This is a genomic window from Musicola keenii, assembly GCF_014855505.1.
Taxonomy (GTDB): domain Bacteria; phylum Pseudomonadota; class Gammaproteobacteria; order Enterobacterales; family Enterobacteriaceae; genus Musicola; species Musicola paradisiaca.
Genome location: NZ_JAAWVW010000017.1, coordinates 19373 through 45177, shown reverse-complemented (window position 1 = coordinate 45177; position 25805 = coordinate 19373). Strand labels below are relative to the sequence as shown.

The 25805-nt window shown below is 52.9% G+C and carries 23 protein-coding genes and 1 tRNA gene; 15 read left to right on the top strand and 9 right to left on the bottom strand.

Annotated features, from left to right (window positions below):
• Window positions 1-5 precede the first annotated feature (5 nt).
• A complete protein-coding gene (fadE, locus tag HEP82_RS15775; protein WP_192458958.1) occupies window positions 6-2444 on the bottom strand; it encodes an acyl-CoA dehydrogenase FadE in 2439 nt (812 codons plus the stop codon).
• A gap of 254 nt (window positions 2445-2698) precedes the next feature.
• Here fadE and lpcA point away from each other — a divergent pair, with 254 nt between their 5' ends.
• Together lpcA and HEP82_RS15765 are read left to right on the top strand one after the other, a co-directional pair.
• Window positions 2699-3280, top strand: coding sequence for a D-sedoheptulose 7-phosphate isomerase (gene lpcA, locus HEP82_RS15770; RefSeq protein WP_012764549.1), 582 nt, complete (start codon window positions 2699-2701; stop codon window positions 3278-3280).
• A gap of 31 nt (window positions 3281-3311) precedes the next feature.
• Window positions 3312-4079, top strand: coding sequence for a class II glutamine amidotransferase (locus HEP82_RS15765; RefSeq protein ID WP_192458957.1), 768 nt, complete (start codon window positions 3312-3314; stop codon window positions 4077-4079).
• On the opposite strand, the gene dpaA is transcribed toward HEP82_RS15765, so the two are convergent.
• On the bottom strand, window positions 4050-4799 hold the full coding sequence (dpaA, locus tag HEP82_RS15760; RefSeq protein ID WP_192458956.1) for a peptidoglycan meso-diaminopimelic acid protein amidase: 750 nt from the start codon (window positions 4797-4799) through the stop codon (window positions 4050-4052). The genes HEP82_RS15765 and dpaA overlap by 30 nt on opposite strands.
• A gap of 369 nt (window positions 4800-5168) precedes the next feature.
• Between dpaA and dinB the strand changes: the two genes are divergently transcribed.
• Window positions 5169-6227, top strand: a complete 1059-nt coding sequence (gene dinB / locus HEP82_RS15755; protein ID WP_192458955.1) for a DNA polymerase IV — start codon at window positions 5169-5171, stop codon at window positions 6225-6227.
• Between the two features lie 68 nt (window positions 6228-6295).
• Here the strand turns inward: dinB and pepD are convergent, their stop codons facing one another.
• Together pepD and HEP82_RS15745 are read right to left on the bottom strand one after the other, a co-directional pair.
• On the bottom strand, window positions 6296-7756 hold the full coding sequence (pepD, locus tag HEP82_RS15750) for a beta-Ala-His dipeptidase (protein WP_192458954.1): 1461 nt from the start codon (window positions 7754-7756) through the stop codon (window positions 6296-6298).
• 189 nt (window positions 7757-7945) lie between these two features.
• The gene (locus HEP82_RS15745) at window positions 7946-8137 is read right to left on the bottom strand and encodes a hypothetical protein (RefSeq protein WP_192458953.1); all 192 of its coding nucleotides are present in this window, start codon (window positions 8135-8137) and stop codon (window positions 7946-7948) included.
• A 235-nt stretch (window positions 8138-8372) separates the two neighbouring features.
• Between HEP82_RS15745 and gpt the strand changes: the two genes are divergently transcribed.
• The 12 genes from gpt to HEP82_RS15685 all read left to right on the top strand — a co-directional run bounded on the left by gpt (window position 8373) and on the right by HEP82_RS15685 (window position 19914).
• The gene (gene gpt / locus HEP82_RS15740; RefSeq protein ID WP_012764555.1) at window positions 8373-8831 is read left to right on the top strand and encodes a xanthine phosphoribosyltransferase; all 459 of its coding nucleotides are present in this window, start codon (window positions 8373-8375) and stop codon (window positions 8829-8831) included.
• 151 nt (window positions 8832-8982) lie between these two features.
• The gene (gene frsA / locus HEP82_RS15735; protein WP_192458952.1) at window positions 8983-10230 is read left to right on the top strand and encodes an esterase FrsA; all 1248 of its coding nucleotides are present in this window, start codon (window positions 8983-8985) and stop codon (window positions 10228-10230) included.
• Between the two features lie 88 nt (window positions 10231-10318).
• On the top strand, window positions 10319-10873 hold the full coding sequence (locus tag HEP82_RS15730; RefSeq protein ID WP_192458951.1) for a YfiR family protein: 555 nt from the start codon (window positions 10319-10321) through the stop codon (window positions 10871-10873).
• On the top strand, window positions 10857-12128 hold the full coding sequence (locus tag HEP82_RS15725) for a diguanylate cyclase domain-containing protein (RefSeq protein ID WP_192458950.1): 1272 nt from the start codon (window positions 10857-10859) through the stop codon (window positions 12126-12128). The genes HEP82_RS15730 and HEP82_RS15725 overlap by 17 nt, the downstream gene beginning before the upstream one ends.
• 116 nt (window positions 12129-12244) lie before the next feature.
• Window positions 12245-12604 carry a sigma factor-binding protein Crl gene (gene crl, locus HEP82_RS15720; protein WP_192458949.1) on the top strand — a complete coding sequence of 120 codons (360 nt, stop codon included), beginning with the start codon at window positions 12245-12247 and terminating at the stop codon, window positions 12602-12604.
• Between the two features lie 124 nt (window positions 12605-12728).
• Entirely contained in the window at window positions 12729-13832 is a 1104-nt protein-coding gene (gene proB / locus HEP82_RS15715; protein ID WP_192458948.1) for a glutamate 5-kinase, read from the top strand.
• A gap of 10 nt (window positions 13833-13842) precedes the next feature.
• Window positions 13843-15096: a glutamate-5-semialdehyde dehydrogenase gene (gene proA, locus HEP82_RS15710; protein WP_192458947.1), complete on the top strand. Its 1254-nt coding sequence runs from the start codon at window positions 13843-13845 to the stop codon at window positions 15094-15096.
• Between the two features lie 155 nt (window positions 15097-15251).
• A tRNA-Thr gene (locus HEP82_RS15705) sits at window positions 15252-15327 on the top strand.
• A gap of 529 nt (window positions 15328-15856) precedes the next feature.
• A complete protein-coding gene (locus tag HEP82_RS15700) occupies window positions 15857-16993 on the top strand; it encodes a D-alanyl-lipoteichoic acid biosynthesis protein DltD (RefSeq protein ID WP_192458996.1) in 1137 nt (378 codons plus the stop codon).
• A 129-nt stretch (window positions 16994-17122) separates the two neighbouring features.
• On the top strand, window positions 17123-18241 hold the full coding sequence (locus HEP82_RS15695; RefSeq protein ID WP_192458995.1) for a membrane-bound O-acyltransferase family protein: 1119 nt from the start codon (window positions 17123-17125) through the stop codon (window positions 18239-18241).
• Entirely contained in the window at window positions 18238-19674 is a 1437-nt protein-coding gene (locus tag HEP82_RS15690; RefSeq protein WP_192458946.1) for an AMP-binding protein, read from the top strand. Before HEP82_RS15695 ends, HEP82_RS15690 begins: the two co-directional genes overlap by 4 nt.
• 18 nt (window positions 19675-19692) lie before the next feature.
• Entirely contained in the window at window positions 19693-19914 is a 222-nt protein-coding gene (locus tag HEP82_RS15685) for an acyl carrier protein (RefSeq protein ID WP_012764566.1), read from the top strand.
• A 148-nt stretch (window positions 19915-20062) separates the two neighbouring features.
• Here the strand turns inward: HEP82_RS15685 and HEP82_RS15680 are convergent, their stop codons facing one another.
• The 5 genes from HEP82_RS15680 to HEP82_RS15660 all read right to left on the bottom strand — a co-directional run bounded on the left by HEP82_RS15680 (window position 20063) and on the right by HEP82_RS15660 (window position 25572).
• Window positions 20063-20956, bottom strand: coding sequence for an oxidoreductase (locus HEP82_RS15680; RefSeq protein WP_225622503.1), 894 nt, complete (start codon window positions 20954-20956; stop codon window positions 20063-20065).
• 298 nt (window positions 20957-21254) lie between these two features.
• Window positions 21255-21983: a FadR/GntR family transcriptional regulator gene (locus HEP82_RS15675; RefSeq protein ID WP_192458944.1), complete on the bottom strand. Its 729-nt coding sequence runs from the start codon at window positions 21981-21983 to the stop codon at window positions 21255-21257.
• A 296-nt stretch (window positions 21984-22279) separates the two neighbouring features.
• The gene (gene idnD, locus HEP82_RS15670; protein ID WP_192458943.1) at window positions 22280-23332 is read right to left on the bottom strand and encodes an L-idonate 5-dehydrogenase; all 1053 of its coding nucleotides are present in this window, start codon (window positions 23330-23332) and stop codon (window positions 22280-22282) included.
• A gap of 10 nt (window positions 23333-23342) precedes the next feature.
• Complete coding sequence (locus HEP82_RS15665) at window positions 23343-24704, bottom strand: MFS transporter (RefSeq protein WP_192458942.1); 1362 nt, start codon at window positions 24702-24704, stop codon at window positions 23343-23345.
• 100 nt (window positions 24705-24804) lie between these two features.
• Window positions 24805-25572 (bottom strand): SDR family oxidoreductase, encoded by a 768-nt coding sequence (locus HEP82_RS15660; RefSeq protein ID WP_012764571.1) that lies wholly within the window; start codon window positions 25570-25572, stop codon window positions 24805-24807.
• Between the last annotated feature and the right edge of the window lie 233 nt (window positions 25573-25805).

The following is a 25805-nucleotide window of genomic DNA, read 5'->3' as shown; positions in this document are numbered from 1 at the left end:
GGCGTTTACGCTGTTTCGTTTTGCGTCTGACGTTGCGTCGGTTTACGGCTGGCCAGCCTGTCCGGCGAAAAATCATCCACATTGATGGTTCTTAGCCGACTGGATTCCGCTTTTTGAAGGATGTCGGCTTCTTCCAGAGTGATTGTTCCCTCCGCCAGGCCGTGCTCCGCTAATCGATCCAACTGCATAAACGGCAAGCTGCGGCCAGCAGCCTGACACAGCCGGTGGTGGATGGGCTCTGCGGCCAGTACATCCTGTAACGCATGTTCGATCTGCGCTGCCGCGTGGCGGGCGCCGGATTTCAGATACAGACCTCTCCCCAGACGGCTACGGGATACGGACGGCGTTTGCAGCAACCGCGCCAGTTGGTGATCCAGCGCATCGGACGGCGGCGGGTTGACGGCGCCGAAGGGGAAGACCAGCACGCGCAGCACGCGAGCAAGCAGCCGGTTGGGGTAGTTGGCCAGCAGTGCGTCGATGGCCTGGTCGGCCTGATGCAGCGCATCCTGCACGCCCCAACGCACCAGCGGTAAATCCGCACTCTGGCGGCCTTCTTCGTCGTAGCGTTTGAGCGTAGCGGAGGCCAGGTACAGTTGGCTGAGAATATCGCCGAGCCGCGCCGACAGGCGTTCGCGGCGTTTCAGTCCGCCGCCGAGTACAGCCATGGAGACATCCGCCAGCAGCGCCAGATTGGCGCTGAGCCGGTTCAGCCGTTGGTAATAACGGCGGGTGGCGTCGTTGACCGGGGACGCGCTGGTTCTGCCGTTGGTGACGCCAAGCCACAGGCTGCGAAGCAAGCGGCTGGCGACATGGCCGAGATGCCCGAACAGTGCCTGGTCGAAATCCTTCAGGTTGTTTTCCTGCGCCGCCTGCATCTCCTTCAGAATATAAGGATGGCAGCGGATGGCGCCCTGCCCGAAGATAATCATGCTGCGAGTAAGAATATTGGCGCCCTCCACCGTAATCGCGATGGGGGCCCCCTGATAATTACGAGCAATGAAATTCGAGGGGCCAAGGCAGATGCCTTTGCCACCGGCGATGTCCATGGCGTCGATGATGGCGCGCTGACCCCGATGGGTGCAGTGGTATTTCACGATGGCGGACAGCACAGCGGGACGTGCGCCTTGCATGATCCCGGTGGTGATGAGCGTCGCGGCGGCGTCCATGACGTAGGCATTGCCCGCCATGCGAGCCAGCGGTTCCTCGATCCCTTCCATCTGACCGATAGGCAGCCGGAACTGGCGGCGAATGCGGGCGTAGGCCCCGGTCGCCAGCGCGATGCCTTTCAGGCTGCCGGTCGAATTTGACGGCAGGGTGATCCCGCGCCCGACCGACAGGCATTCCATCAACATGCGCCAGCCATGGCCTGCCATCGACGGCCCGCCGATGATGCAATCCAGCGGGACAAACAGGTTGTTGCCCTGAGTCGGGCCGTTCTGGAACGGCACGTTGAGCGGAAAGTGACGGCGACCGATGCTGACACCTTCCATGTGCGCTGGAATCAGCGCGCAGGTGATGCCGATATCATCTTTGTCCCCCAGCAGGTGGTCGGGATCGTACAGACGGAACGCCAGCCCCAGTACGGTGGCGACCGGCGCCAGCGTGATGTAACGTTTGTTCCAGGTTAGCCGCATTCCCAGCACTTGCTGGCCTTGCCACTGCCCATAACCGACTACGCCGAAATCCGGGATCGCGCCGGCATCGGAGCCGGCTTCCGGGCTGGTGAGTGCGAAACAGGGAATTTCATCGCCGCGCGCCAGCCGGGGAAGGTAGTGATCTTTCTGTTGCTCGGTCCCGTAGTGTTGCAACAGTTCGCCCGGCCCGAGCGAATTCGGCACGCCGACGGTGATGGCAAGAATGCTGGATACGCTCGCCAGTTTTTGCAGCACCATCGCCTGGGCGTAGGCGGAAAATTCAAGACCGCCATACTCTTTGCGGATAATCAGCGCGAAGAAGCGGTGCTGTTTCAGGAAATTCCAGAGCTCCGGCGGCAGGTCTGCCTGTTCATGGGTGATTTCAAAATCGTCGGCCATACGGCAGGCCTCTTCCACCGGCCCTTCCAGGAACGCTTGCTCCTCCAGCGTCAGCGTCGGGCGCGGGTAGGCATGCAACTGACGCCAGTCCGGTGCACCGCGAAACAGTTCGCCTTCCCACCAGGTGGTGCCTGCGTCGATGGCTTCTTTCTCGGTGCTGGACATTGCGGGCATCGCGCGTCGGAACAGTTTCAGCGCCGCGGCGGAAAACAGCCGCTTGCGCAATGGCGGTAGGGTGAGCGGCAACAACAGAAGGATTAACGGCGCCAGCAACCAGTAAGACCAAACGCTAAGCCATGCCAAACCGCCGAACCAGGCAACCAGCAATATCCCGCTGAGCCACAAAGGCACCTGATGGTAGAACAGAACAGCCGTAATGATGAGCAGAAGTAGAATACTGACCGTAACCATATGCGCATTCTCCCGTATCTATGGGTCAGCCTGGCAAAGAGGTCCGACTTGCCGCTATAGTGTCGTTGTAGTCCAGGGTCTGCTTTCGATCAATTCATTTACATCGTAATTACAACTCAACTCACAAAGCGATCGCGGGGCATTCCCGCTGTGTACAATGCTATCGTTTGACGATTGTTTGCTTCTCGCAGTATGGGTGATCCGCTACACTTCTGGTCGAAAAATTCATGATTTCACTGAATAAGAGGGTTTCCATGTATCAGGACTTAATCCGTAATGAGTTGAATGAAGCGGCTGCCACGCTGAACGCATTTTTAAGTGACGACGCCAATATTCAATCTATACAGAATGCTGCGGTATTGCTGGCCGATGCGTTCAAAGCCGGCGGTAAGGTTATTTCTTGTGGCAATGGCGGCTCCCACTGTGACGCCATGCATTTTGCCGAGGAGCTGACCGGCCGCTACCGCGAGAATCGCCCAGGGTATCCGGCCATTGCGATTTCCGATCCGAGCCATCTCTCTTGCGTCAGCAATGACTTCGGTTATGACTTCGTCTTTTCCCGCTATGTGGAGTCTCTCGGGCGTGAAGGCGATGTTTTACTGGGTATTTCTACGTCAGGTAATTCCGGCAACATCATTAAAGCGATCAACGCCGCTCGCGCTAAACGCATGAAAGTGATTACCCTGACCGGCAAGGACGGCGGCAAGATGGCGGGAATGGCGGATGTCGAGATTCGCGTTCCGCATTTTGGCTATGCCGACCGTATTCAGGAAGTGCATATCAAGGCAATTCACATTCTGATTCAACTGGTTGAGAAAGAAATGGCGGGCCACTGATCGCCGCCGGAGAGGGGGCAAGGAATTAACGATGTGTGAACTGCTGGGGATGAGCGCCAATGTTCCAACGGATATCTGTTTCAGCTTTACCGGGTTGATGCAGCGAGGCGGTCGTACCGGGCCGCACCGTGACGGCTGGGGGATTACGTTTTATGAGGGGAACGGCTGCCGAACGTTCAAGGATCCTCTGCCGGGTTGCGACTCTCCTATCGCCCAATTGGTGCAGAATTATCCTATCAAGTCCCGCGCGGTGGTTTCTCATATCCGGCAGGCGAATCGCGGCGAAGTCGCGCTGGAGAATACCCATCCGTTTACCCGTGAACTGTGGGGACGTAACTGGACATTCGCCCACAACGGCCAGTTGAAGGGCTACCGTAGTCTGAAAACCGGCAATTTCCGGCCGGTAGGTCAAACGGACAGCGAATATGCCTTCTGCTGGCTGCTGCATCAATTGTCTCAGCGTTATCCCCGTAAGCCGACGTACTGGCCGTCAGTTTTCCGTTACATTGCTTCGCTGGCGGATCAGCTCAGGGAGAAAGGGGTATTCAACATGCTGCTGTCGGACGGTGATTTCGTGATGGGATACTGTTCGACCCGTTTGCACTGGATTACCCGACGGGCGCCGTTCGGCAAGGCAACGCTGCTTGATGACGATGTGGAAATCGACTTTCAGCAACAAACCACGCCTGACGATGTGGTCACTGTGCTGGCGACATTACCGCTCACCGGCAATGAAACCTGGCATGCGCTCATGCCAGGTGAGTTTGTCTTATTTCGCTTGGGCGAACGCATAGTGTGATGCGGGCGGACTGGCCGGTATGGTTTTGTTGTTGATCACATACTGGCCGTTCGCCACCGATACTGCGGGCGGTTGATGGGTTAGGTTGAAAAAGGCATAACCCGGCTGTAACTGCGACCAGAATTTGTAATCCACCGAACGACTGTGACGCTTCATGTTTTGCTCCGTCATTCGGAACGGATAAATAGCGATATCCACTTTCTGTTGGCCGTTGCGCAGCGCCTTTTCGACATAGGTATAGATTTCGTCGATAGACTTGTTGGTCATTGCGTAGCAACCGATGGACACGCATTCGCCGTGGATCATCAGGTAACGACCGGAATACCCCTGGGCGCGATCGTATTCGTTGGGAAAGCCGACATTGATGGCGCGATAGTAGCGGCTGTCGGGTTTCAACTGACGTAAATCCACCTGATAAAACCCTTCCGGGCTTTTGAAATCGCCTTCGGTTTTCTTCGGCCCCAACCCACCGGAAAATTTGCAGATGGGGTAACTCTGCACCAGACGATAGTCATTCCCTGATTTGCTATACAGTTCCAGTACCCGCTCTTCCTTGAAAATCTGGATATACACGGGTGAACCGATGGCGGACTGCTGCGGCTGTTGCAGGGGCTGTTGTGTCGTATTGGTCGTTGCCGGCGCGGTTTGAGCGGCATGGCTGTTGATGGCAACGGAAGGCAAAAAAAACAACATCGCAAGCGATAGTGCGACTTTTTGCATTATAAATCCTGGATGGCTGGAGCTGTTGTTATATACGGTATGGTCCGTATTTCCCTTACCTACCCGAAAGAGCCGTATTTTCAGTGGAAACTGTGTCGGTTTTATCCGGCGGACGCCGCTCCGGGTGTGTGGCGTTGTCACATTAACATCGCCTCTTGTCTGATTCAAAGCGTAAAAAGCATAAAAAGTCGGTCTGCTTAGCCATCGACGAAGCGGGAGGCGATGCGTGCTGTTTTCCCGACGGTATGTACCGGTTTAGGGCGGTTTTCCGGTACGACTTACCTACGAGTAATAGCGTCTTTCCGACGTTGGTTGTGCCTTGCCGCCTTACTAATAAGGCTGTATATTTATACAGTTTCGGGAGGGGCGATGCGCAAAATCATTCATATCGATATGGATTGCTTTTATGCGGCAATAGAGATGCGGGACAACCCGTGTCTGCGTCATGTTCCTCTGGCGATTGGCGGTCGGGCCGATCGGCGCGGCGTGATTAGCACCGCCAACTATCCGGCACGCCGTTACGGCGTTCACAGCGCGATGGCGACGGCTACCGCGCTGCGGTTGTGCCCTCATCTGATGCTGTTGCCCGGTCGGATGGAAGTGTATAAAGCCGTTTCGTATCAAATTCGTCAGATCTTCGCTCGTTATACCTCGCTGATCGAACCTCTGTCGCTGGACGAAGCCTATCTGGATGTGACCGACAGTACGCAATGCAGTGGTTCCGCTACGTTGATCGCCGAAGAAATCCGTCAAACGATAGCCAATGAATTGCAGTTGACCGCGTCCGCAGGTGTTGCGCCCATCAAGTTCCTGGCCAAAGTGGCGTCGGAGAAAAATAAGCCCGACGGGCTGTTCGTGATAACACCGGCGCAAATGGAGCCGTTTTTGCTGTCGTTGCCGTTAGCGAACATTCCTGGCGTGGGTAAAGTGACCGCAGGGCGTTTGGCCGAGCGGGGGCTGCACAATTGCGCTGATGTGCGGGGTTATGCGTTGGCGGAGTTGCTGAAGGAGTTTGGCAAGTTTGGCCGGATACTGTGGGAACGTTGCCACGGGATTGATGAACGCCGGGTTTCCCCTGATCGCTTACGTAAGTCGGTCGGCGTGGAAACCACGCTGGCCCAGGATATTCATGACTGGCCGGCCTGTGAGGCGTTGATCGAGCGGTTGTACGCTGAACTTGAGGCCCGTCTGCGGCGTGTCCGGCCGGATCTGCATATCGCCCGACAGGGGGTAAAGCTGAAATTCGATGATTTTCGGCAGACGACGCAGGAGCACGCCTGGCCAGAGCTGAACAAATCTGATCTGATCCAGCTGGCGCATCAAACCTGGCAACAGCGTCGGGAATCGCGCGGTGTTCGATTGGTGGGGTTGCACGTTTCGTTACTTGATCCCCAGTTGGAACGCCAGTTGGTTTTTCAATGGGAATAGTGCGAAGGGGAGAGACATCGTGCCTATCAGCCAGGCACGATGTTGCGTTGAGGTGAACGCCGCGTTGATTAACGCCGTTCCGGGATGGCTTTCAACAGTGCGGTGAGCAATTGCCAGTACAGCGCCACACTAGCAATGTTGACCTTTTCATCGGGCGAATGCGGGCCGGTAATCGTCGGGCCGATCGAAACCATATCCATCTCTGGGTACGGCTTCTTGAACAGACCGCATTCCAGCCCGGCATGAATCACCATGATATTCGGGGTGTTGCCGAACAGCGTCTGATATGTTTCGCGTACCAGTTGCATGGCCGGGGAGGCCGCGTCCGGTTTCCAGCCCGGATAACCGCCTTTGGTGGCGGTTTCCGCACCCGCCAGACGGCCCAGCGACGTCAGGATGCCGACGACATACTCTTTGCCGCTGTCGATCAGTGAGCGGATCAGACAGTGAATCTCCGCATGGGTATCATTTAGCGTAACGACACCCACATTCAGCGAAGTTTCGACGACGCCTTTGAAATCATCACTCATACGAATAACGCCGTTCGGCATGCTGTTGAGCAGCGCGATTAATCGGTCACGGCTGTCGATATTCAGCACGGCCGCGCCGTTTTCCGTCGGCTCCAGTTTAATGTCGATATTTTTCTCTACGGCGCCCAGCTCCAGTTTCAGCGTGCTCAGATAATGCTGAACTGCCGCTTGCAGCGCCGCGACGTTGTCGGCCGCAACCGCCAGTGTTGCGGCACCTTCGCGTGGAATGGCGTTGCGCAGGGTTCCGCCGTGCAGATCGACAATGCGCAGATCCAACGCAATGGCTTGTTCGGCGAGAAAACGCGCCAGCAGTTTGTTGACGTTGCCGAGCCCAAGGTGAATATCACAGCCGGAATGGCCGCCTTTTAGCCCCTTAATGGTTAATTTCAGTGTTTGATAACCGGCCGGGAGCGCTTCGCGCGTCAGCGGCAAGCGGGTCTTGAAATCGATACCGCCCGCACAGCCAACATAAACTTCGCCCTCTTCTTCGGAATCGGTATTGATCAGCATTTCACCCTGTAGCCAACCCGGTTGCAGGCCGAAAGCGCCGTCCATACCCGCTTCTTCCGTCATGGTCAACAGCACTTCCAATGGGCCGTGTTCGACGCTGTCGTCAAACAGAACGGCCAGTGCCGATGCCATACCGATACCGTTGTCCGCGCCCAGCGTCGTGCCGCGGGCTTTGACCCATTCACCGTCGATCCAGGGGGTAATGGGGTCAGTGGTAAAATCGTGGACAGTATCGTTATTTTTCTGCGGCACCATATCCAAGTGTGCCTGCAGAACAACCGGTTTGCGGTTCTCCATTCCGGCGGTGGCCGGTTTTCTCAGCAGGATATTACCCACTTGATCACGCTCGGCATGGATACTGCGTTCCTGGGCCTGAGCGAGGATATAGGCGGCGATCTGCTCTTCATGATAGGACGGATGCGGAATCGCGCAGATGCTGGCAAAAATGTCCCACAGTGGCTGTGGGGAGAGTTGGGATAATGCAGACACGAGTTAATCTCTCCAGTTTGGCTACCGCCATATGGCGGGTGCCAGGAAATACGGAACGGCCTGAATGTTCAGGCGAGGTGTCAGAGGATAACACTTTCCAACAGAGGGAGAGAGTGGCGTGACTATATGGATTATCAATTATGTGCGGATTGAAATAAAACCGGGGAGGGGTATCCCCGGGTATGAGGTTCAGCGTGGCGGGGTTTGTTCTGGTGTCTGGGCTGGCGTCCGTTGCTGTATTCGAATGGGGACGAGCCGTCGATAGGCAAGAATGCGGAAACTGATTATCAATTCGGCGCAGAGCAAGATGGCCAGCGCAATGCATAATAAAGGGGCTAACACGTCCAGTTGTGCGAGGAGCATCTGATCGAATGTATTCATAGGTGTTCTCCTGGCTGTTTTTTATTCAGTTGTTTTTTAACCTGACCGTAACATTTGGTCTAATAATTTTTTTACATACATGATGGGGGTTTCATTACCAATTCGCTCTGGTTGCCGGGAAACTCGCATAAGCTCTGGTTTTTGTCCGATCAGGTATCTATAATGCCGCGCAACTTTATTTCCCCCCTCCGACTTCTAGTTAAGTCCAACGTCAGCGTTGGCCGGGATAGATTTTATGAGCGAAAAATACGTCGTCACCTGGGATATGTTGCAAATTCATGCCCGTAAACTGGCTCAGCGTCTGCTGCCGGCCGAACAATGGAAAGGCATTATCGCCGTCAGCCGCGGTGGTTTAGTGCCGGGGTCGTTGTTGGCTCGTGAATTGAGTATTCGTCATGTCGATACCGTGTGTATTTCCAGTTACGATCATGACAATCAGCGAGAACTGAAAGTATTGAAACGCGCTGAAGGTGATGGTGAAGGTTTTATCGTGATTGACGATCTGGTGGATACCGGTGGAACCGCTAAAGCCATTCGCGAGATGTACCCCAAAGCTCATTTTGTAACGATTTTCGCCAAACCGGCCGGTCGGCCGTTAGTCGATGATTACGTTGTTGATATTCCGCAGGATACCTGGATTGAACAGCCGTGGGACATGGGTGTGGTATTTGTACCGCCGTTGTCTGGTCGTTGATTTCCCAATTCTTTTCTGCATTTCCTGTTTACGCCCGGCATTTGCCGGGCGTGTGCGTTTTGTGGCGTTTGTTGCGGCGTCATTTGTCTTCTTCCCAGGCTGTTAGGTAAACTCCCCAGCATATTCTTTTGCGCTATCCACGGAGGCTGTTGTGCAGGCCAACTTGTCCGAAACGCTGTTTAAACCCAGGGTAAAACATCAGGAAACCTCCACGCTTATCCATCGGACTCGTAATGAGGCGGCCTCGGATAAGCAGATACTGTCTGCGCTGGAAGGCCGGCATAATCGCAACTGGTACCGTATGCTTAACCGGCTGATGTGGATTTGGCGCGGCGTGGGGCCTTGGGAGATCGAAGAAGTTCTGTCCCGTATCGCCGCCAGCCCGGCCGAGCGCAGCCACCAACAGCTGCTGGACACAGTGATCGGCTACCGTAGCGGAAACTGGATTTATGAATGGGTGGCTCAGGGAATGCGTCAGCAGCAACAGGCGACCCATGATCAAAATCCGAACGTGGCGGGTCAGCACTGGTTGAATGCCGCCAATTTGTACAGTATCGCTGCGTATCCCCATCTTAAGGGCGATGAGTTAGCGGAGCAGGCCCAGACGTTGTCTAACCGTGCTTATGAAGAAGCCGCTGGGCTGTTGAGCTATGAGCTGAAAAACCTGACTTTCCCGGTGGAAGGGGGCGGCAGTTTGACCGCGTTTTTGCATCTACCGGCACAGGGGCGCGCACCTTATCCCACTGTGCTGATGTGCGGCAGTCTGGACATGCTGCAAAGTGATTATCATCGCCTGTTCTTGGATTATCTGGCGCCGGCGGGGATGGCGATGCTGACGGTGGATATCCCTTCTGTTGGGTTTTCCTCCCGCTGGAAGCTTGATCAGGATTCAAGTTTTCTGCATCAGCAAGTGCTTAAAGCCCTGCCGGACGTGCCTTGGGTCGATCATTCCCGGGTGACGGCATTCGGTTTCCGTTTTGGCGCTAATATCGCTGTTCGACTGGCTTATCTTGAGGCAGGTCGTCTGAAGGGGGTGGCCTGTCTGGGGCCCATCGTTCACCATTTGCTGGCGGACGCCCAACGGCAGAGTCAGGTTCCCGATATGTACATGGATGTAATGGCCAGCCGATTGGGTATGCCGTTTTCAACCGATTCGGCGTTGCTGACGGAAATGGGGCGTTATTCGCTGAAAACTCAGGGATTGCTTGGCCGACGTTGCCCGACGCCGATGCTATCGGCATTCTGGCGAGGCGATGTCATCAGCCCGAAGGAAGAGTCCCTGTTGATAACCGATTCGTCAGCGAATGGGAAACTGCTGTCGCTGGATTTCTCCCCGGTGTATAGAAATTTCGACTCCGCTTTGCAACAAGTCACTGCCTGGTTGCATGAGCGTTCTTAGTAAGAATGTCATGGCATATGATGGCGCTACGCGGTTGTCCTTCCTCATCGCTAATGCTTACTTGTTCTGATAACGGCCTGATACCGACATGATCAAAAAGAGGACGCTCTTTGTTGCACTTATCACGGCGTTAACCCTGAATTTTTCATGGGCGCATACTCCAGACTTGCAAGATGACTTGGCACAGGTGGCCGCGTCGGATGTCCGACGGACGGTATCGGGCATCATCAGCTATTCCCGATGGCCGATATTCCATAATAAAAAACCGTTACTGTGTGTATTTGCCTCCTCCCATTTTTTATCGGCGTTGATCACGCCGCCTTATATGCAGGAAAAAGCGGTATTCGAAGCGATAAAAGTGGAAAATAGCGAGGAGTTTTTATCGTCTGGGTGCGATGTTGTCTACTTTGGCGAAGAGAACGAAGCCCAGCAGATGGCGATTATCAACCGCGTCCAGGGCCAGCCGCTACTGACGATCTCCGAACAATCCCCCAGGTGTCTTGGCGGGAGCTCTTTTTGCCTGATTTTTGCTGATAAACGTGTGAGTTTTTCCATCAATATGGATGCGTTGGTTCGGACTGGAGTTCGTGTAAATCCTGATGTTTTGATTCTCGCTAAGACTCGGGATGAACATTGTGAATAGTTCAGAACCTAACACGCCTCATTGCGCCGGGAATGCAACATTCAGGCAGGCATTGACCCGCATTAATATGCTGGTGGTGATTATCACCATGGTGGTTTCGTGGATGCTGATTACCGCCGCTTCGTTGTTTTCCTTTAAACAGTATGCGGACAAAAATCTGCAACTGCTGGCCTATACCCTGAGCCGTAATGTTGAAGCGGCAGTCGTTTTTCGCGATGGTACTGCGGCGAACGAAATGCTGGCGAGTTTGGGCCAGCAGGAGCAATTCCGTCGCGCTGTGCTGAGCGATGCCAAGGGGAATGTGTTGACTAATTGGCGTGCCGCAGAACAAGAGGAGCCCGGTTGGTTTTCCTTGTTCACCTCGCGCTGGCTGTTTCGCGGTTCGGTAAAACAGCCCATCTATCATCGCGGACAACTGGTGGGGTATCTGGAGATTGCCGGTACTGATACGACGATAAGACAGTTCGTCTCGTTCTCGTTGTTGTCGCTGACGCTGTGCATTTTATTGGCGTCAATATTGGCTATTTTTATTTCCCACCGTCTGCACCGCGGTCTGATCCAGGCTCTACACAATATTGCCGAAGTCGTGCACGACATTCGTAATAATCGTCATTTTTCCCGACGTATACCCAAGGTAAAAATCGCCGAGCTCGACAGTTTTGGGCATGATCTCAATAGTTTGCTGGATGAAATCGAAAGCTGGCAGCAGCAGATGCGCAAGGAGAATGACTCTCTGCTCGAACGTTCGTTGCGCGATCCCTTGACCGGGTTGGCGAATCGCACGGCATTTTTGGGGGCGCTGGGAAACATTCTGGCGGATCGGCACCATCAGACGAGTGCGGCATTGTTGTTTATGGACGGCAACAGTTTTAAGCATATCAACGATACTTATGGACATGCCGCAGGCGATCAGGTGCTGATCGCGGTAGCGAATCGGCTGGCGCGTTATTCCCGCAAGCAGGATTTAGCGGCCCGGCTGGGAGGCGACGAATTCGCCCTGATTCTGGCGGATATCCATGACGTCAGTGACGTAGAACGGGTCGCGGACAGCATCCGTCAAGCCATGCAGGAGCCGATTCCGCTAGATGAATCGCTGAATGTAAGCATATCGCTGAGTATCGGCATTGCGATGACGGAGCCGGAGATGACGCCGGAGGCGTTGATGGCGCAGGCCGATAAAGCGATGTATCTGGACAAGCAGTGTTTTCGATTGGCGACGACGCGGATGCGCCGGTTATCGGAATCTGTACTCTAAAACCCCTTCGTCTGCTGCGACATTTTGTCGTGCTACTCGGGGGATAACGGCAATGTGGGTTGATAAATCATTGATCTTCTACTAATCATTAAGGCGCAATCTGAGGAGATGAGCATATGGGATTAAAAAGCAGACTCATAAAGCGCTTTGCCTCTCTGGGGCCTTATCTGCGCGAAGATCAGTGTGGCGATAACCGGTTTTTCTTTGACTGCCTGGCGGTCTGTGTCAGTATCAAATCAGCGCCGGAAACGCGCGAATTTTGGGGATGGTGGCTGGAACTGGACGCTCAGGAGCAGACCCTGTTTTATTCATACCGTTTTGGCTTGTTTGACAAGGCGGGCAACTGGCTCGATGAGCCTATTAAGGAGCCTGAAGTGCAAACAAAAGTACGTACAACCCAGCAGGATTTCCACATCCGGCTGAAAAATCTGGTACAGGAACTCGAACCTCCCTTTTCCCTTTCAGAACGACCGTGATGCTTGCCGATTAGCGGCCTGATCGTGGTGTTTCGCGTTATGCCTGTTGGCATAGCGCGTCTCTCCTGTTACAACATCCGTTTATCTTATTTTCATACATCAACAACGCAACGGTAGAAAGACTATGAGTGGCAGCCAGACTTTGGTTGTAAAACTGGGCACCAGCGTGCTGACAGGGGGGTCGCGTCGCCTGAACCGTGCCCATATCGTTGAACTGGTGCGTCAGTGCGCCCAGCAGCATGCAGCAGGGCATCGTATTGTCATCGTGACGTCTGGCGCGATTGCGGCTGGGCGTGAACATCTGGGGTATCCGGAGTTGCCGCCTACTATCGCCACCAAACAGTTGCTGGCGGCGGTAGGGCAGAGCCGACTGATTCAATTGTGGGAACAACTGTTTTCCATCTACGGCATTCATGTCGGGCAGATGCTGTTGACGCGCGCAGACCTGGAGGATCGTGAGCGTTTCCTCAATGCCCGCGATACCATGCGTGCTCTGCTTGATAACCATATTGTTCCCATTATTAACGAAAATGACGCGGTCGCTACGGCCGAAATCAAAGTCGGCGATAACGATAATTTGTCCGCATTGGCTGCGATGTTGGCGGATGCCGACAAGCTGCTATTGTTGACGGATCAGGCCGGGTTGTTTACTGCCGATCCGCGATCCAACCCTGATGCGGAGTTGATCCGTGAAGTGCAGGGCATCACGGATGAATTGCGACAAATTGCCGGTGGCAGCGTTTCTGGTTTGGGGACTGGTGGCATGTCTACCAAACTGCAGGCGGCGGATGTCGCCTGTCGAGCCGGGATCGATGTCATTATCGCCGCAGGCAGCCGCCAGGGGGTGATCGGCGATGTGATCAACGATGTGTCGGTCGGAACCCGCTTTCATGCGCTGGAAACGCCGCTGGAAAGCCGCAAGCGTTGGATTTTCGGTGCGCCGCCGGCCGGTGAAATCACTGTGGACGACGGTGCGTCGGCGGCGATTCTGGAGCGAGGCAGTTCCCTGTTGCCGAAAGGCATCCGCCATGTGGACGGCAATTTTTCCCGTGGTGAGGTGATTCGCATTCGTAACTTGGCGGGCCGGGATCTCGCGCATGCAGTCACTCGTTACAATAGCGATGCGCTGCGGATGATCGCCGGGCATCATTCCCAGCAAATCGCCGATATCCTCGGTTATGAATATGGCCCGGTGGCAGTCCATCGGGACGACATGATTATCAATTAAGGAGCAGACGATGCTGGAGCACATGGGGAAAGCAGCAAAGCAGGCGTCTTATCAATTGGCGTCGTTGAGTTCATCGCAGAAAAATCAGGTTCTGATAACCATCGCCGAGCTGCTGGAAACGCAGGGCAGTGTGATTCTGGCCGCGAATGCGCTGGACGTGGCCGATGCCAGAGAAAACGGTATGAGCGCCGCGTTGCTGGATCGCCTGCAACTGACCCCGGCGCGGTTGTCGGCGATTGCCGATGACGTGCGTCAGGTTTGCCGCCTGAACGATCCGGTTGGCGAAGTTATCGATGGCCGCATCTTGGATAATGGCTTGAAACTGGAGCGCCGCCGGGTACCGCTGGGCGTTATTGGCGTCATTTATGAAGCCCGTCCGAACGTGACGGTGGATGTCGCCAGTCTGTGTCTGAAAACCGGCAATGCCGTGATTCTGCGAGGCGGTAAGGAAACCTATCGCACTAATGCGGCAACGGTAAACGTCATTCAACAGGCGCTGGAGCAGCATGGTTTGCCCGCAGAAACTATTCAGGCGATTGAAAGCCCTGACCGTGAGCTGGTAAACCAGTTGCTGAAGCTTGATCGTTATGTGGATATGCTGATCCCCCGCGGCGGCGCAGGCTTGCACAAGCTGTGTCGCGAACAGTCCACCATCCCGGTGATTACCGGTGGAATTGGGGTTTGCCATATCTTTGCCGACGAAAGCATTGATTTTGAAAAGGCGCTGGTCGTTATCGAAAGCGCGAAGGTACAGCGTCCCAGCGCCTGCAATAGTCTGGAAACCCTGCTGGTGCATCGGGCGATTGCCGGGCGTTTTCTACCGCAGCTCAGTGAGAAAATGGCACTGGCGAATGTCACTTTACATGCCAGCGCTTCCGCGATGCCTCATTTGTTTGAGGGGCCGGCGCGGGTCGTGGCGGTAAACGAACAGGATTACGATGACGAATGGTTGTCGAATGACCTTAACGTCACTATTGTGGATGACATGGAGGCTGCGATTGCACATATCCGCCAGCATGGGACGCAACATTCCGATGCGATTTTGACGCACTCTATGACGAACGCAGAGCGCTTCGTCCGAGAAGTGGATTCTTCAGCGGTGTATGTCAATGCCAGCACTCGTTTCACCGATGGCGGCCAGTTCGGGCTCGGTGCGGAAGTCGCCGTTAGTACCCAGAAACTGCATGCGCGCGGCCCGATGGGGTTGGAAGCGCTGACCACCTATAAATGGATTGGCTACGGTAATGATCTGATCCGCGAATAAAACCACCGCCCGGCAGCGCCACAGCGTACCGGGCGGTATTCTCACCGCTTAGAAAATCATCACACGAACATCAAGGTATTGACTTGGAAAACCGATTTCACTAGTTTGTCACCCCGTAGCTTATCGTCATGCACTCGCAGGATGATTCTCTCAAAGCCGGTATAGCTCAGTTGGTAGAGCAGCGCATTCGTAATGCGAAGGTCGTAGGTTCGACTCCTATTACCGGCACCATTTTTCTCCATAAATCATTAAGTTACCATTGCAGTGTTTTGCTTTATTAAACACTATGCCCCTTTCCCGAAGTTTTTACGCCAGTTCAAGCGAACCAGCGACCAGGCCCACTGGATGTACTGCCAGTGATCAGATGCCTACCTCAATGACGCTCAATGCCAGGCAGGCAGACACCGTCAAACCTAAAGACAAGCCCTAAAGCTCTTGGATGACGGCGTCTGCTCACCCGAATCGCGTGCTGGAATAAGCCCATTGGGGTTCGCTCATTTGCTGTCTTCCTGCAACCCGAATTATTTAGGGTATAGACCTCATCGCACCCTGTGTATGTTCCGGTTATCCGCGGCTCAACGAGTTGTACGATATCGCTGTTGGGAACGGCGCTGAACACTGTACATACCGTTACACAGCAATACTCATCATCGAAGATTAGCCTGGTATATAGTGTCGAAAAATACAGTGTTAGGTTTGCTGTGAAGATTAAAAATTAACATATTTTAAACAAATAAAAGTCATGTAGTTTTACTTTATGATGAAAATCAAAAATACTTTCTGCCTACATATCTTGATGGCTATCTTGGCCATTTTGTTCCTTAGCATTCACCCACTGGTGACAAGCTTTGATCCGCCGTTAAAATTCCAACCGTTGATTAAAAGTATTGATGGAACGCCTCGTGAGCAAAAGGAAAAAATAGCGGCCATTTCTCATGCGTTGCAGGGAAATGCGATTTTTTTCATCGGGGCGTCAGAGGTCTCTACGTCAGAGGATGAGCATTACGCGGTATATAATTATTTTAATAACCAACTCAAGCGACCGGTTGTCGCCTATGGCGATGTGTATATCGATAATATCACCCATTTTTTACTGCTCTTACGCTTTAAAAATGATCTCAACGCTAACAGTAAGGTCGTTTTGCAACTGGCGCCCGATAGTTTCTATGGTGATGGTATCCCGCCGACAGTTTTTGCCGATAATTTCCCTGCACCGGTTTTTAACCCCCTGATGGAGGATGCGCAGGCGCGTCCTTTGCTGGTGGATTATTTACAACATATTAATGAAGAAGAGATCAGTCATTTAACTTTCAATCAAATGAAAATCTATGGCTGGCATCCGAAAATTATCTGGCAGGAAGTGAGTTATCAGTTTGCGACTTTCTGCGAAATGATAAAAAACGACTGGCTGGCGATGCTGCGGATTGTTCCTCAGCCAGCGAAACCTTGGCCACATCAGCCAAATGTCGAGCGGGCTCCCGACTGGGATCGCGAATTGGCTAACGCCCATGTGTTGAATAAGTCTCGTCAGCAAAGTGCCGAGACAATGTGGATGGATAAGTCTTTTTTTGATGATGATCCAACGCAGGATGTGTGGGACGACGCACCGGTTTTCCCTGCGCAAATGGAGGCTTTCCAAGCGACAATCAAGTTGCTCAAAGAGCGCCATGTCCAGCTGGTGGTGATTGTCGATGCGGTCAATCCGTGGGCGATTAAGAATAGCGAGAAATTCCAGCCGGTCGATCGCCAAATCCGGGCTCTGCTGGAGCAAAATCAGGTTCCCTACTTTGATATGTATGCGCAGCCTTATCAGAATGGCTGGAACTGGGATCGTCTGCACCCTACCGATCCTGCATGGGTCGCCATGGATCGTTTTATTGCTGAGAGTTTTAAATGATGAAACACGCTATTCGCCTTTTCTTTCTTTATCTCTTGCTGGCGGTAACGATCATCGCGTGGACCTCTGTTGATGACAGCATGAGTTTAAAAGTGCACTTTGAATATCAAAAGTTCTGAAGGATGAATGATGTATAGCTCCGGAACATTTTTTTTCTTTCTGTTTTTATCAGCACTGCTGTTTGCGCTGATTAATCGGGTCTTTAATTATCGGCTAACTTATTTATCCGCTTTTTCCGTGCTGGTGGCTTTAGGCTGGGGATATATTTTCCAGGGTGATTATATTGTATCTGTGGCGGTATTCTTCAGTTTTTATATTCTTGTCACAGTGAAAGAGAAGGGCTGGTTGAAAACCTGGCAGGCGGTTAGCCTGACGTTGCTCCCGCTGTTCCTGGTGAAATTACATCTCAATAACCACTGGGGGATGCTCGGCCTGTCCTTTATGACCTTCCGCGCCGTTGATGTATTACTTTACCGGACTCAAAAAGAGGGGCGGAGTTTTTTACAGTATTTCTGCTATCTCTTCATGCCTTTTATTATTACTGCCGGGCCGATGTATCGTTGGCGGACATGGGTGAATGATATTAATAAGCCAGCCTTCACTATTACCCGTGAGCAGTTTTTACCGGCGATGGAACAAATCTTTGTCGGCATTATCCAAAAGTTCTTATTCGCCACGCTGATCGATAACCTGGTGGTTCAGTCATGGAGCCATCGTCCGTTCACGTTAAGCGTTGGCGTAGTGATGTCGCTGGCCTACAGCGCTTATCTTTATTTTGATTTTGCTGGTTATAGCAATATGGCTATTGGGGCTGGGCGTTTATTTGGCCTGAATATTCCGGCGAACTTTAATATGCCGATTCTGGCTAAAAACCCGCAGGATTTTTGGCGGCGCTTCCATATCAGTCTGTCTGAATGGCTGCGGGATGTGGTCTTTATGCCGATTTATATGAATTTGATGAAGATGGATTTTTTCCGTCAGAACAAAACGCTGGCACAGAATATTGGTATTTTTTGCACCCTGTTTTGTATGGGCGCATGGAACGGGCTCGAACGACACTACATTATAAGCGGCGCGCTGTTTGGCGCCATTTCCGTTACTCACAACATGTTACAGTGGTCAGCCAAACGCAGTCCGACGCTCAGCAACTGGTTACATTATCCAGTTATTGTGTTTTTGGGACGAATTCTGACGCTGGCAAGCGCCGCTGTCTCCCTTTACATCTTTAGCGGAATGTCACCACTATGAACCTTCACTCCGAACTTCTGGAACTGCAAGATTTCTTGCGTGCGGCATTACTTGATCCCGCGCATCCACATCAGCTGGCGATTAGCGGCAGCGACGAAGCCGTAACCTGGCAACAGCTCTCTGTTGCAGTGACGGATTGGGCGCAGCGTTACCAGCATTGTCAGCAACCTGCCGGTGTGCCCGTTGTGTTATATGGGCATCAACAAGCGGAATTTGCCGTCGCTATCTATAGCTGCTTGCTGCATAACATTCCGTACATTCCGGTGGATTGCATCTATCCCCAGGAGCGGCTCAAAGAGATCTGCCAGTTGGCCGGCGCGCCTTACTATTACGACATCGCGGCAAAGCAGTTTGTGGCGACCGGCGAGGTTGGCCGAGTATTGGTTGAGCAGGATCTCGCTTATATCATGTTCACCTCTGGAAGCACCGGTAAGCCGAAAGGGGTACAGATCGGACGTGAAAGCCTGTGGCATTTTATGAAATGGGTGCGTCGGGACTTTTCGCTGCCGGAAACGCCGGTACTGATGAACCATGCGGTATTCAGCTTCGATCTTTCCTTGATCCCCTTGTTGGCTAATCTGGCAACCGGAGGGCATATCGTCCTGAATGCCAAAGAAGATATCGCCGCAGAAAACTGGCTTGAACGCCTGAAAAACAACGGTGTTTCGGTATGGGTTTCAACACCGTCTTTTGCCTACCAGCGACTGCTCTCTTTGCAATTCAATAGTGACTATTTACCCGATCTCGACGTTTTCGTATTCATTGGCGAAGTGTTAAACAAAGCGCTGGTAAAACAGTTACGCCGTCGTTTCCCGCATGCCAAAATTCTCAACTCTTACGGCCCGACGGAAGCGACTATCGCGACTACGGTCATCGAAATTACCGACGATATCCTGCACAGCGAAAACGATCTGTTGCCGGTAGGTACGATGATGCCGGACTCTCACATGGAGGTTACGGCTGAGGGCGAGTTGATTATCTGGGGCAAAAATGTGATGCGCGGCTACCTTGGGCTGCCGCAGGAGAACGCGGAAAAATTGCTGCATCGGGAGAGTGAAGCGTTCCGGGGGTACAAAACCGGCGATCTGGGGTACGAAGAAGACGGGATCCTGTATTGTCAGGGACGTAATGACAGCCAGATCAAATTGAATGGCTATCGTATTGAAATCAACGAGATTGAGAATCGCCTGCTGGCGATGCCGGATATCAGCGAAGCGGTGGTTCTGCCGTTGATGAAATCGGGCGGCGGCGTGCTGCGTATTGCGGCTTTCTGCGTGACCGACTTAGCCCCGGAGGTGATCAAGACATCGCTTTCGAAGGTGATCCCGCACTACATGGTGCCTTCCCAAATTATTGTCAAAGATGCATTGCCGCTGAATCCGAACGGCAAAATCGATCGTAAACTATTAGATACACATGCTCGTACCAATTAATGACGCCAGGAAAAAATGATGGAACAAGAAATACTCGCCCTGTTTGAAAAGGTCTTATCCCGCAAAGTGGGTTTTAACGATGAGTTGATCGAGTCCGATATCCTCGATTCTATTCTGGCGGTGGATCTGGTGCTGGAAGTGCAGGACGTTTACGGTTGCATGATCCCGCCGACTGAAGTCGCTAACGTATTGAAGACCCCGGCGGATCTGGCTCGCTACATCGAAGAGAATCGCAGCTAACCTGCGAACCGCATCTCACCCGTAAACGCCCCCGGATGTCGCCATGCGGGGGCGTTTTTATGCACGGTCAGTACACGACAAACGTGACGGGAATAACGGGGTGGGCGCTTTCGTTACACCGCTCGTCTGGGGGGCGTCGGCACGAGTATCAACCGGGGCCATCGCTGGCGGCAGCCAGAAGCGGTACGATCAGATCACTGATCGGCGTTGGGATCCCATGAGCGCGTCCGTATCTTTGTACCACCCCGTTTCGACAATCCCATTCGAGTGGGTGGCCGGCTTGCCGGTCGGCGAGGATCGATGTGCTCAAGTCAGCCGGGGCGCAATGAAATCTATCGACGATTTCCTGCGGCACATCGTCGCTAAGCGCTGCGCCCTCGGCACGCGCTACGGCAAGACATTCCTGTAGATAGCTCATCGCTAGCCCGGTGATGTCAGCGCGGGAGAACATGCCGGCGCGGCGACCGGCCAAAACCATTAGCCCCCCAACCGCGTTTTGCAGCAGTTTTCGCCATGCGACCGTGGTGAAATCCGTCGCCACGTCGACCGCGCACCGCGTGCCATGCAGCACCGTCTGCACGATACGGGCTTCCGGCGTATCCGGTAACGTGAGCCGTGCGCTTTCGCGTAGCCAGACTGAGGCGTCCGGCTCGCGTTGGGCAGGGAACCACACCACGGAGGGCAGAACCGAACTTGCGGATAAATACGGCGCGAAGAGCGCTTTTTGCTCCACGCCGTTTTGCAGTACGCAAACGACAGTCTTTGCGCTGCATAATCCAGACAACCAGGGTGCCACAGCGGCGATCTGCGTCGACTTGACCGCAATAAAAACCAGATCGAACGTTTTCTTTATCCCGGCCGGATCCGTATGTACGGGCCCAGGTACCACCACCTGACCGCCGTCGAAGCGAAGCTCCAGATGATCATGCGCGGTACGGCCACATATTGTTGGCGTGCGGCCAACCTCATGCAGCGCTGCGGCGATGGTCGTGCCGATAGCTCCCGGGCCCACGAGGGCGACGGTTGGATTTTCAGACATCATCACTATCCTCAATACCCATAGTCATTAACGACCTGTACCAAACGGCACAGGGTTGTCTGCATCATTAACATGCCTTCGTACAATAACAGATTACGGGTCAGTGGCTCAGATGGCGGTTACGTGAAAGGTTCGAGGGTCAGGCAGGCTACCGGATGGTGTGGGAAGGCAACACCCGATTCATGGGGCCCGGCAGAGGGCGTTTCTTCAAGCGGGAATACTGCAATCGGGGAGAGCCGCCAAGCCTGACGGCGGTGCGAGGAGGCCGGACGATCCGTGGTTGGTGCGCGTCCGAACAACCTTATGGGTGTTCGCCGTTATCATCGCACTCAGATTGTTTAAGTTTTTCAATAGCGAAGACATTGTCTGACATCGCCTCGTTCAATACTTCCACCGCGGTATGCGCATCTCTTTTCTTTATCGACATATAAACTTTGATATGCGCCTCAACGCTTTCAAGCGTAATTCCCAACGCCCGGTTCAGCTCTTCGAGATAGTAATAATAACTGTCTTTAATTGAGCTCATGACGTTAAAAAAGATGCTGTTATGCGATGCTTTAACAATCGCAAGGTGAAAATCATAATCGGCTTCAGAGTATTTTTTATAATCTCCTTTATTTATCAGCATCCTGTGCAGTGCCTGTTCGAGGGACTGGATATCTTCCTCGGTCGCGTTGGCGACGGCCAATTCGACACACTTGAACTCAACCGTCTGGCGAAAAATCATCATATCGTGAAATTCTTCACGGCTGAGGTGCATGATGGGTTTGGGTTCATGGCTGAGCATCTGCGGATTAAAATTTTCGCTGACGTAGCTACCGCTGCCCTGACGTGTCACCACGATCCCTAAATCCCGCAACCGTTGGACTGCGCTGCGCACGCTGACCCGGCTGACATTGAAGGAGGCCGTTAGCTCCGCTTCCGACGGAAGACGGCTGCCCGGCGTCCAACTGCCATCAAGTAATTTTTCTTTTATCTGGTCGAAAACCGCATTGACAACGTTTTGTTTTTGTATGGATTTAATGTTCACCGCGACGCTTCATATGATGTCCTACAATAATTCATTATATATCACTTAACTTTGCCGGATTAAAGCGCTCGCGAAGGCATTGACTGGGGTGTTAGTTATCCGAACGGAAGCGCATGCGAGGGCGAAATAAGGGATATTTGGCGGACGGCGATGCTGAATATTACGTCCGATCCACTCAGTGCGTGAGCGGTTGTCGGACGACAGGGTTACGCCCGCCGGATTCGGGGCGCTGGCAGCATGAATCCGGCGAGGCGGGTTAACGCCACCCGCGTGCAGGTGGCTTGTCATCATAGTGATCACTCAAACCGGATCAGCACTTTTGCCGATACATTTTTATCCGCAGCCGTAATCAATGCCTGCTCGATATCGGCAGGTGGGTATTCGCCGCTGATTAACGGACGTGGATCAACACGCCCGTCTTCCAGCCATTTGACCGCAGTGGTGAACTCGTCGATAAAGCGGAATGAGCCGACCCAGTTGATTTCTTTCACCAGCATGGCTGAGACCGGCCAGGATACCGGGCTGGTTCCCATGCCAACCTGCACAATGGTGCCGCAGGGGCGGGTGAAGCCGACTGTTGAAGCAATCGCAGCCGGTGCGCCGGAGGCTTCAAACACGACGTCGAAATAGCCTTTATGCTGCTGGTACGCAGCAATTACGGCATCATCCTGCGGGTCAATAACCGCCGTCGCCCCCATCTGCAACGCCAATTCCCGGCAGCGGGGGCTGAGATCGGAGGCCACCAGCTCGGTGGCGCCCGCGCTTCTGGCCGCCGCCAGAATTAAACAACCGATGGGGCCAGCGCCGATCACCAGGATTTTTTTGCCGGTCAATTGCCCGGCCATTTTTACGGCGTGTATTGATACCGCCAGCGGCTCAGAGAACGCCATCACGTTGGCCGGCACGTTGTTATCGTAAGGAATGCATTGCTCCGGTTTAACGGCGACATACTCGGAGAAACCGCCATTCACATGCGGGTTAAATTGCGCGCTGCCCATAAACCGCATGGTGGCGCAGTGATTCTGGTGCCCCGACAGACACATATCGCAGTGATTACACGGCTGAGAGGGATTGACCGCAACGGCTTGACCTATCAGCAACCCACTGTTCTCCGGCGCTTTTTTCACTACGCCCACAAACTCATGGCCGACTACCATCGGGTGTTTCAGAATCGACATGCCGGCGCGGCCGTGTTGGTAGTAATGAATATCGGAACCGCATATCCCGCCACAGGCCACTTTAACCAACACATCGCTGTCGCTGTATTCAATTTCACGTTGCTCCACACGGACGTCTTTTTCACCATGAGCGAAACAGGCGCTGCATTTAATTTTTTCAGTGCTTTTCATATCAACCTCATTATTTATTAACCGGTGCGGTATTCAGTATTTTTTCATCTGATGCAGGGGCGTTATCTTTTTCCGGCAGAATGACTTCAATTTTTCCAACCAGGAATATGTAAGCCAAAATCCCCATCCCGGCGACGCCTGCGATATACCACATGGCATATTGAAAGTTATGGGTACGTTCAAGAATTACACCGATGACTATCGGGCTGACAATGCCGGAAAGGTTGCCGCAGATATTCAAAAAACCGCCCATAGTGCCGAGGTAATTACGGGGAATAACATCACTCCATACCACCCAGCCCAGATTTGAAAATGCATTGGCAAAAAAGGCGATGGACAGAATGATGATGGCAATAATAGGTTGATCTTCAAAGAAGTTGACCGTGGCAATAATTAATGTCAGACACAGTCCCATCAGTACGGGTAATTTTCTGGCCAGAGTTCGTGATTTGCCTTTTTTCAGCAACATGTCGCTTAATGTGCCGCCACATAATACCCCGAACATCGCCATAATATAGGGAAGCATGGCTCCTATACCGGCCTTGGAAATAGAAAGGTGCAGCCCTTTTTCCAGATAAACGATAAACCAGGTCAGGAAGAAATACAGCGTTGACGAACAGGCGAATTGGGTAATAAAAAGGCCCCAAATGGTTTTACGTTTCAAAAAATATTTAATATCCCGCCAGCTGATTTTTTCGCTCACCGTCGACTGGTTAACGGAGCCGTAACCGCCGCCGGCTTTGATATAGTCGAGTTCGGCCTGGTTAATGTTTTTGCTGTGCTGCGGGTCGCGATAGTAGATCAGCCAATAGACGCCAAACAGGATCCCGGCAGCACCGGATAAATAGAACGACATTTCCCAGCCATATTGCGCCACAATAAAAGAGAGCGCCGGGGTCAGCAATGCCAGCCCGATATATTGCGCGCTGGAATAGATTGCCGTTGCGCGTGCGCGTTCATGGTCGGGGAACCAGGTGGCGATAATCTTGGTATTGGACGGAAATGAAGGTGCTTCCGCAACGCCAATCAGTGCGCGACAAACTAACAGCATAATAAAAGAGGCCGTTGCCGTGGCGAAAAGATGATGAGAAGCAAACCCCATCAGGAAAGTAAAGACGCTCCATAGAATAATCGCGCCGCCATATAAAATACGCGAACCGATACGATCCAGCACATAGCCGACAGGGATCTGGCTCGCGGCATATGCCCATGTAAACATAGAGAACAGCAAACCCAATTGCGTCGGAGTCAGACTAAAATCATTCTGAATATTTGAGCCTGCCACCGCCAGATTGGCGCGATCCATATAATTTATCGCGGTTACAATAAAAAGCAGCGATAAAATAAAGAAGCGATTTTTTGTAGCCTTCATGTGTGTACCTGTGTTGTATAGGGTATATCTGTCGTCGTCATTCGACGGCAGATATACATGCATGTTAAAGGCAAGGTGTAGAGTATTGAGGCTCGGATATTTACAACACGGCCAGCCAGCCACCGTCGACATAAATAATCTGGCCGTTTATATAATCGGAGGCTTTTGATGACAAAAATACCGCCGTACCAATTAATTCTTCCGGGTGGCCCCAGCGTTGCGACGGGTTGCTGCTTTTAACCCAGCTATCGAATTTTTCATCTTCAATCAGGGCGGTATTCATATCCGTCAGAATATATCCGGGGCCAATCGCGTTAGTCTGGATATTGAAGGCCGCCCATTCTGCCGCCATAGAGCAGGTCAGCATCTTAATTCCGCCTTTGGCCGCCGTGTAGGGGGCGACGGTGGGCCTTGCCGCCTGGCTGGTCAGTGAACCGATATTGATGATCTTCCCCCCGGTTCCGCGGGCAATCATGCGCCTGGCTGCAGTACGGGACACGATGAAGGCGCTGGTCAGGTTGGTGTCGATAACCTTCTGCCAGTTTTCCAACTCCAGTTCCACCATAGGTTTACGATACTGGATCCCCGCATTGTTGATGACGATATCAACCTGCACGCCTTGTGCATCCAGCGCGGCGAAGGCTTGCTCCACGGCGTCTTCATCGGTGACGTCAAAGGCGATGCCCTGTGCGTTGTACCCTTTATTACGCAGCTTGCCGACGGATTCTTGCAGCAAGGTGTCGCGGATATCATTGAGAATGACGCTGGCGCCTTCGGCGGCCAATCCCTCTGCATAGGCAAACCCCAAACCCCGTGCGGAGCCGGTGATCAGCGCGGTTTTCCCGGTCAAGTCGAATAAAGCTGTCATGTTGTCCCCCTCGATTTATTAATTTGTATGACGACTATCGTTTTAGGAGAGTGGTTCGGCTCGCGATTAAAAGCAATAAGTGATAATTATTTTTGTAATAACGATCACACTTCCCTGTGTTAAAAAATAACAACCCAATTATTTATTGTTATTTATCAAATAATTATTGATTTTTTATGTGTAATGGTGATGGTGATCACAAAATATTAAGCGTGATATTCCCGTCATCGTTG

Bases quoted from the DNA above. Each gene is read 5' to 3' on its own strand.
- fadE (WP_192458958.1), bottom strand. From the start codon at position 2,444: ATGGTTACGGTCAGTATTCTACTTCTGCTCATCATTACGGCTGTTCTG.
- lpcA (WP_012764549.1), top strand. From the start codon at position 2,699: ATGTATCAGGACTTAATCCGTAATGAGTTGAATGAAGCGGCTGCCACG.
- HEP82_RS15765 (WP_192458957.1), top strand. From the start codon at position 3,312: ATGTGTGAACTGCTGGGGATGAGCGCCAATGTTCCAACGGATATCTGT.
- dpaA (WP_192458956.1), bottom strand. From the start codon at position 4,799: ATGCAAAAAGTCGCACTATCGCTTGCGATGTTGTTTTTTTTGCCTTCC.
- dinB (WP_192458955.1), top strand. From the start codon at position 5,169: ATGCGCAAAATCATTCATATCGATATGGATTGCTTTTATGCGGCAATA.
- HEP82_RS15745 (WP_192458953.1), bottom strand. From the start codon at position 8,137: ATGAATACATTCGATCAGATGCTCCTCGCACAACTGGACGTGTTAGCC.
- gpt (WP_012764555.1), top strand. From the start codon at position 8,373: ATGAGCGAAAAATACGTCGTCACCTGGGATATGTTGCAAATTCATGCC.
- HEP82_RS15730 (WP_192458951.1), top strand. From the start codon at position 10,319: ATGATCAAAAAGAGGACGCTCTTTGTTGCACTTATCACGGCGTTAACC.
- HEP82_RS15725 (WP_192458950.1), top strand. From the start codon at position 10,857: ATGAACATTGTGAATAGTTCAGAACCTAACACGCCTCATTGCGCCGGG.
- crl (WP_192458949.1), top strand. From the start codon at position 12,245: ATGGGATTAAAAAGCAGACTCATAAAGCGCTTTGCCTCTCTGGGGCCT.
- proB (WP_192458948.1), top strand. From the start codon at position 12,729: ATGAGTGGCAGCCAGACTTTGGTTGTAAAACTGGGCACCAGCGTGCTG.
- proA (WP_192458947.1), top strand. From the start codon at position 13,843: ATGCTGGAGCACATGGGGAAAGCAGCAAAGCAGGCGTCTTATCAATTG.
- HEP82_RS15700 (WP_192458996.1), top strand. From the start codon at position 15,857: ATGAAAATCAAAAATACTTTCTGCCTACATATCTTGATGGCTATCTTG.
- HEP82_RS15695 (WP_192458995.1), top strand. From the start codon at position 17,123: ATGTATAGCTCCGGAACATTTTTTTTCTTTCTGTTTTTATCAGCACTG.
- HEP82_RS15690 (WP_192458946.1), top strand. From the start codon at position 18,238: ATGAACCTTCACTCCGAACTTCTGGAACTGCAAGATTTCTTGCGTGCG.
- HEP82_RS15685 (WP_012764566.1), top strand. From the start codon at position 19,693: ATGGAACAAGAAATACTCGCCCTGTTTGAAAAGGTCTTATCCCGCAAA.
- HEP82_RS15680 (WP_225622503.1), bottom strand. From the start codon at position 20,956: ATGATGTCTGAAAATCCAACCGTCGCCCTCGTGGGCCCGGGAGCTATC.
- idnD (WP_192458943.1), bottom strand. From the start codon at position 23,332: ATGAAAAGCACTGAAAAAATTAAATGCAGCGCCTGTTTCGCTCATGGT.
- HEP82_RS15665 (WP_192458942.1), bottom strand. From the start codon at position 24,704: ATGAAGGCTACAAAAAATCGCTTCTTTATTTTATCGCTGCTTTTTATT.
- HEP82_RS15660 (WP_012764571.1), bottom strand. From the start codon at position 25,572: ATGACAGCTTTATTCGACTTGACCGGGAAAACCGCGCTGATCACCGGC.